Below are 4,803 nucleotides of genomic sequence, written 5' to 3'. Positions count from 1 at the left end.
CAGCGCGGCGGCGACGTCGTAGGGGTAGAAGGGATGGGCCGCGCTGAGCGCCACGCCGCCGTGCAGGGCCAGCATCACGGTGCATTCCAGCCCGTACATGTGCTGCGCCGGCACGGTGCCGACCAGCGTCGCGCCGGCCAGCGCATCGATGCCCAGCCGGGCCGCGGCGGCACGCGCATTGCGCACCATCGCGCCCCAGCTCTTGCGATGCGGCATCGGCAGGCCGGTCGAGCCGGAGGTGAACAGGTAGGCGAGCGTGCGGTCCGCCGGGATCCGGGGGATCGTGATCGGCAAATCGGCCGCGTCGCCGGCCCGATCCCCGTGTGCGTCATCGCGCGTGCCTTCGTGCGTGCCCCGCAGCGTCACCCGCATGCCGGGCAGCCCGGCGCCGCTGGCGTCGCCCGCGCTGCAATGGCAGCCGGCGCCGTCGTGCAGGCAGAAGGTATCCGGGGCGAAGGTCGCCAGCTCCCGGACCATTTCCGGGGTGTGCGCCGGCGGCAGCAGGCTGATCTTGTCGGCCAGCAGGCTGGCGCACAGGCCGACGGTGAAGAGGTAGCGATCCGCGCACATATTGAAGACGTGGCGGCCGGCCGGCAGCCGGGAGGCCAGGTCGCGGACGTCGGCGAGGAAGCGCGCCACGGTGACCGGAGCGCCGTCCCGGTAGGCGACGATCTGGTCGCCGCGGGTATGCGCGATCAGCGGCAGAGTCCCGGCGGACGGGTTCGCCTCGGCGCCGCCGGCAGGGCGGGCGCTGGAATTCTGTGGGCGCGATCGGCGCGGAATGCGGGACACTGGCATGGCGGCGCGGTCGGGACTTCGGCTTGGCTTCCGGGGAGGGCGGAGACTGCACTCCCGGGCCGGCGGCGAAGCGGTCCGGTCATCGATCTTTGGGGACTATGGCTGGAAGACCCGAAGTGTGGGGGTTCCGTTTCTCGCCGTGGCGGCGAGGTTGTTACCAAATTTCACCCGTATGGAGCGAACCCGATGGGCTTGGTAGCATTGCGCCCGAAGGCGGTGCCGCAGTATACCCCACGGCTTTGCGCACCCCCGGGCGCCGCCCGGCGGGCCGCCGCGACGATATAACTTACATTTAGCGACAATGACCGATCTCGAAATCGAACTGGCCCGGATGATTCTCGGCGAACTGGACATTACCGAGCTGACGCTGGACCAGGTCACGGCCGATACGCCGCTGTACGGCGAAGGCTTCGGCCTCGATTCGATCGACGTGCTAGAAATTGCACTCCTGATCTCCAAGAAGTACGGATTCGAGCTGCGCTCGGACAATCCGGACAACAAGACCATCTTTGCCACGCTGGGCAGCCTGGCGGCCTACACCGCCGCCAACCGTACCCGCTGATGCCCCCCACGCGCCGGACGCCCCGGGCGGCGCCCGCACCCGCCCACAAGCAGGCTCTGGTCACCGGCGGCAGCGGCGCGCTCGGACAGGCCATCTGCCAGACCCTTGCCGCGGGCGGCTGCCGTGTCTGGGTCCATGCCAACCGGCGCCTGGACGAGGCGCAACAGGTGGCCGAGCGCATCCGCGCCGCCGGCGGCGACGCCGAGGCGATCGCCTTCGACGTGACCGATGCCGATGCCACCGAGCAGGCCTTGCAACGCATCCTCACCGAGGGCCCCGTGCAGGTGCTGGTCAACAACGCCGGCATCCACGACGACGCGCCGATGGTGGGCATGACGCGCGAGCAATGGCGCCGTGTCATCGACGTCTCGCTGCACGGCTTCTTCAACGTGACCCAGCCCCTGCTGATGCCGATGATGCGGACCCGCTGGGGGCGCATCGTCAATATCGCATCGGTGGCAGGCCTGATCGGCAATCGCGGTCAGGTGAACTATGCTGCAGCCAAGGCGGGCGTGATTGCGGCCACGCGCTCGCTGGCGATCGAGATGGCTTCGCGCGGCGTCACGGTCAATGCGGTGGCGCCGGGCATCGTCGATTCGCCGATGGCACAGCCGGCCTTCCCGCCCGAGCGGATCCGCGAGCTGGTGCCGATGGGCCGGGCCGGCCAGCCGGACGAGGTGGCGGCGATGGTGGCCTATCTGGTCTCCGAGGCCGCCGGCTATGTCACCGGGCAGGTGCTGTCGATCAACGGCGGCATGGCGACCGGCTAGGCGAAAGGGACGCGGAGGGACGCGGAGGGACGCTGAGGACGAAAAGCGACGAAGCGGAACGAAGCAAAGGAACCAACCGTACGGCACAAACGTCGAGGAGAAGGGAGCAGTGCGCAGGCAAGGGCCGGCGGACGCCAAGCGCGGCGCGCCGGCCAGGGACAACACATTGATGGAGCACGGCCGCATGACCGAACGTTCGACCACGCATCTGGTGATCATCCCGAGCTACAACCCCGGCCCCAAGGTGCGCGAGGTCGTGCGCGAGGCGCGAGCCCAATGGAACCCGGTCTGGGTCGTCGTCGACGGCAGTACCGACGGCAGCACCGAATGGCTGCAGCAGCAGGCCGAGGCCGATCCCGGCCTGCGCGTGCTGGTGTTGCCGAAGAACCGCGGCAAGGGCGCCGCCGTGCTGCACGGGCTGGAACAGGCCGCCGCCGAGGGCTACACGCACGCGCTGACGATGGATTCCGATGGCCAGCATCCCGCCGCGATGATCGGCAAGATGCTGGAGCTGTCGCGCCGCAACCCGGACGCGATGGTGCTGGGCAAGCCGGTGTTCGACGAGAGCGCCCCGCGCGCACGGGTCTATGGACGGCGGCTCAGCAATGTGTTTGCCGACCTCGAGACGCTGTGGGCCGGCATCGGCGATTCGCTGTATGGCTTTCGCGTCTATCCGATCGCGCCGCTGTGCGCGGTGATGCGGGGCAATCGCTGGATGCGGCGCATGGACTTCGATCCCGAGGTCGCGATCCGGCTGTGCTGGCGCGGCGTGCGGCCGATCAACATCGATACCCCCGTGCGTTACTTCCGCGAGGACGAGGGCGGCGTGTCGCACTTCCACTATGTGCGCGACAACATCCTGCTGACCTCGATGCATATCCGGCTGGTGGTCGGCTTCCTGCTGCGGCTGCCGATGCTGGCGCTGCGCCGCCTGGGCGAGCGCGGCAGCGCGGGGACGAAGCCCGCGGCCTGAGCGGGCCGATTCTCGCCGGGTGTTTCCTCTCCCGAGCGGGCGAGGGCATGGGCAGAGTAGAGGCAGCAACGGCGTCTCCCATGCCGACCCACGCCGACCGACCCACGCCGACCGACCCATGCCCCTCGATACGGCCCACATCGACGGCGCAAACAAAGAAAAGGCGGTCTCTCGACCGCCTTTTCACCTGCCCGTCGCCCCCTGTCCCCAAACAAGGCGGCGGGCAGGCCTACCGGTACCGCTGCGGTTTGTGCCGCAACGCGCTACAACCTGCCCATGACGACCAGCGCGATCACGATCAGCAGGATCAGGCCAAGCCCGCCGCTGGGCCAGTAGCCCCAGCCGCTGCTGTAGGGCCACGAAGGCAGCGCGCCAATCAGCAGGATGATCAGCACGATCAGGAGAATGGTGCCTAGAGTCATGGGAGGCTCCTTTGCCGAGGGCTAGCCTGGCGGGTTTGTTCGTTGGTCTTGAATACCGTGCCACCCCTTGGTGCCGTTCGGCCGCCTAGGGGTCCGCTCCCGGTTGCTTCAACGATAGACCCGCGCCACCGGCCTCCCACCCGGTCCGGCGCTGAAAGCCATGTAGGAATCGGACGACGCGCGATGTTTTCGGAAACACGTTGGCGCGTGCCGATTCCGGGCCGAGGCTTATCGGCGCAGGCGGCGGATCAGCGACGAGGTATCGTCGCGACCGCCTCCGTCGCGCTGCAGCTCGGCATAGAACTGGTCGACCAGCGCGGTGACCGGCAGCGTGGCGCCGTTGCGGCGGGCCTCGTCCAGGCACAGGCCGAGGTCCTTGCGCATCCAGTCGACCGCGAAACCGAAGTCGAACTTGCCTTCGACCATGGTCGGTCCGCGGTTCTCCAGCTGCCACGAGCCGGCGGCGCCCTTGCTGATCACCGACAGCACCAGCGGCATGTCGAGCCCCGCGCGCTGGCCGAAGGCGATCGCCTCGGACAGCCCTTCGAGCAGGCCGGCGATCGCGATCTGGTTGACCATCTTGGCAAGCTGCCCGGCGCCCGGGCCGCCGATGCGCGTGACCGCGCGGGCGAAGGCCGAGATCACCGGCTCGGCGCGCGCGAACACCGCCTCGTCGCCGCCGCACATCACCGTCAGCACGCCGTTCTGCGCGCCGGACTCGCCGCCGGACACCGGCGCATCGATGAAGTGCAGGCCGCGCGCGTTGGCCTGCTCGTACAGTTCCCGCGCGACGTTGGCGCTGGCGGTGGTGTGGTCGACGAAGATGCAGCCGGCCGGCGCGGCGTCGAAGGCGCCGTCGGCGCCGGTCAGCACCGCGCGCAGGTCGTCGTCGTTGCCGACGCAGCTGCAGACCAGCTCGGCATCGCGCGCGGCCAGCGCGGGCGTGGCCGCCGACTTGCCGCCGAAGCGCTCGACCCAGGCCTGGGCCTTGCTGGCGGTGCGGTTGTAGACCGTGACCTGATGCCCCTTGGCGGCCAGGTGGCCCGCCATATGGAAGCCCATGACGCCGAGGCCGAGGAATGCGACACGCATGACTGCTACTCCGTGTTGTTATCGAATGTGGAAGGGAAAGATCGGTGAGACGCGCTGTGCCGCGCGTTGGGGTGGAGCGCCGGATCCGGGGATGCGCGGCGCGCCAGGGTCATGAGTATACGGGGCGCGTTCGTCCGCCCCGGGGGGCACCTACCGGCCGTCCATGCTCGACGCCCCGGCATCGCC

General features: G+C 69.3%; 6 protein-coding genes. 3 read left to right on the top strand and 3 right to left on the bottom strand.

Annotated features, from left to right (window positions below; genetic code table 11):
- Positions 1 to 798 (bottom strand): AMP-binding protein (locus AC6EI8_RS24260; RefSeq protein ID WP_498383096.1); only part of this gene is annotated, 798 nt, incomplete at its 3' end.
- Positions 799 to 1,099: 301 nt separating this feature from the next.
- On the opposite strand from AC6EI8_RS24260, the gene AC6EI8_RS24255 reads away from it, so the two are divergent.
- From AC6EI8_RS24255 to AC6EI8_RS24245, 3 genes are all read left to right on the top strand, one after another.
- Positions 1,100 to 1,360 (top strand): phosphopantetheine-binding protein, encoded by a 261-nt coding sequence (locus AC6EI8_RS24255; protein WP_006577304.1) that lies wholly within the window; start codon positions 1,100 to 1,102, stop codon positions 1,358 to 1,360.
- The gene (gene fabG / locus AC6EI8_RS24250; protein WP_265633726.1) at positions 1,360 to 2,130 is read left to right on the top strand and encodes a 3-oxoacyl-ACP reductase FabG; all 771 of its coding nucleotides are present in this window, start codon (positions 1,360 to 1,362) and stop codon (positions 2,128 to 2,130) included. Before AC6EI8_RS24255 ends, fabG begins: the two co-directional genes overlap by 1 nt.
- Positions 2,131 to 2,314: 184 nt before the next feature.
- A complete protein-coding gene (locus AC6EI8_RS24245; RefSeq protein ID WP_149316214.1) occupies positions 2,315 to 3,103 on the top strand; it encodes a glycosyltransferase family 2 protein in 789 nt (262 codons plus the stop codon).
- Between the two features lie 263 nt (positions 3,104 to 3,366).
- Here AC6EI8_RS24245 and AC6EI8_RS24240 read toward each other — a convergent pair whose 3' ends face one another.
- Positions 3,367 to 3,525, bottom strand: coding sequence for a DUF3309 domain-containing protein (locus AC6EI8_RS24240; RefSeq protein ID WP_006577307.1), 159 nt, complete (start codon positions 3,523 to 3,525; stop codon positions 3,367 to 3,369).
- A gap of 228 nt (positions 3,526 to 3,753) precedes the next feature.
- The gene (locus AC6EI8_RS24235) at positions 3,754 to 4,617 is read right to left on the bottom strand and encodes an NAD(P)-dependent oxidoreductase (RefSeq protein WP_226106051.1); all 864 of its coding nucleotides are present in this window, start codon (positions 4,615 to 4,617) and stop codon (positions 3,754 to 3,756) included.
- Positions 4,618 to 4,803 lie beyond the last annotated feature (186 nt).

The sequence above is a fragment of the Cupriavidus sp. R6-3 genome (assembly GCF_059772245.1).
Note: the sequence above shows the minus strand (reverse complement) of the source record. Positions and strands in the feature narration are given on the sequence as shown.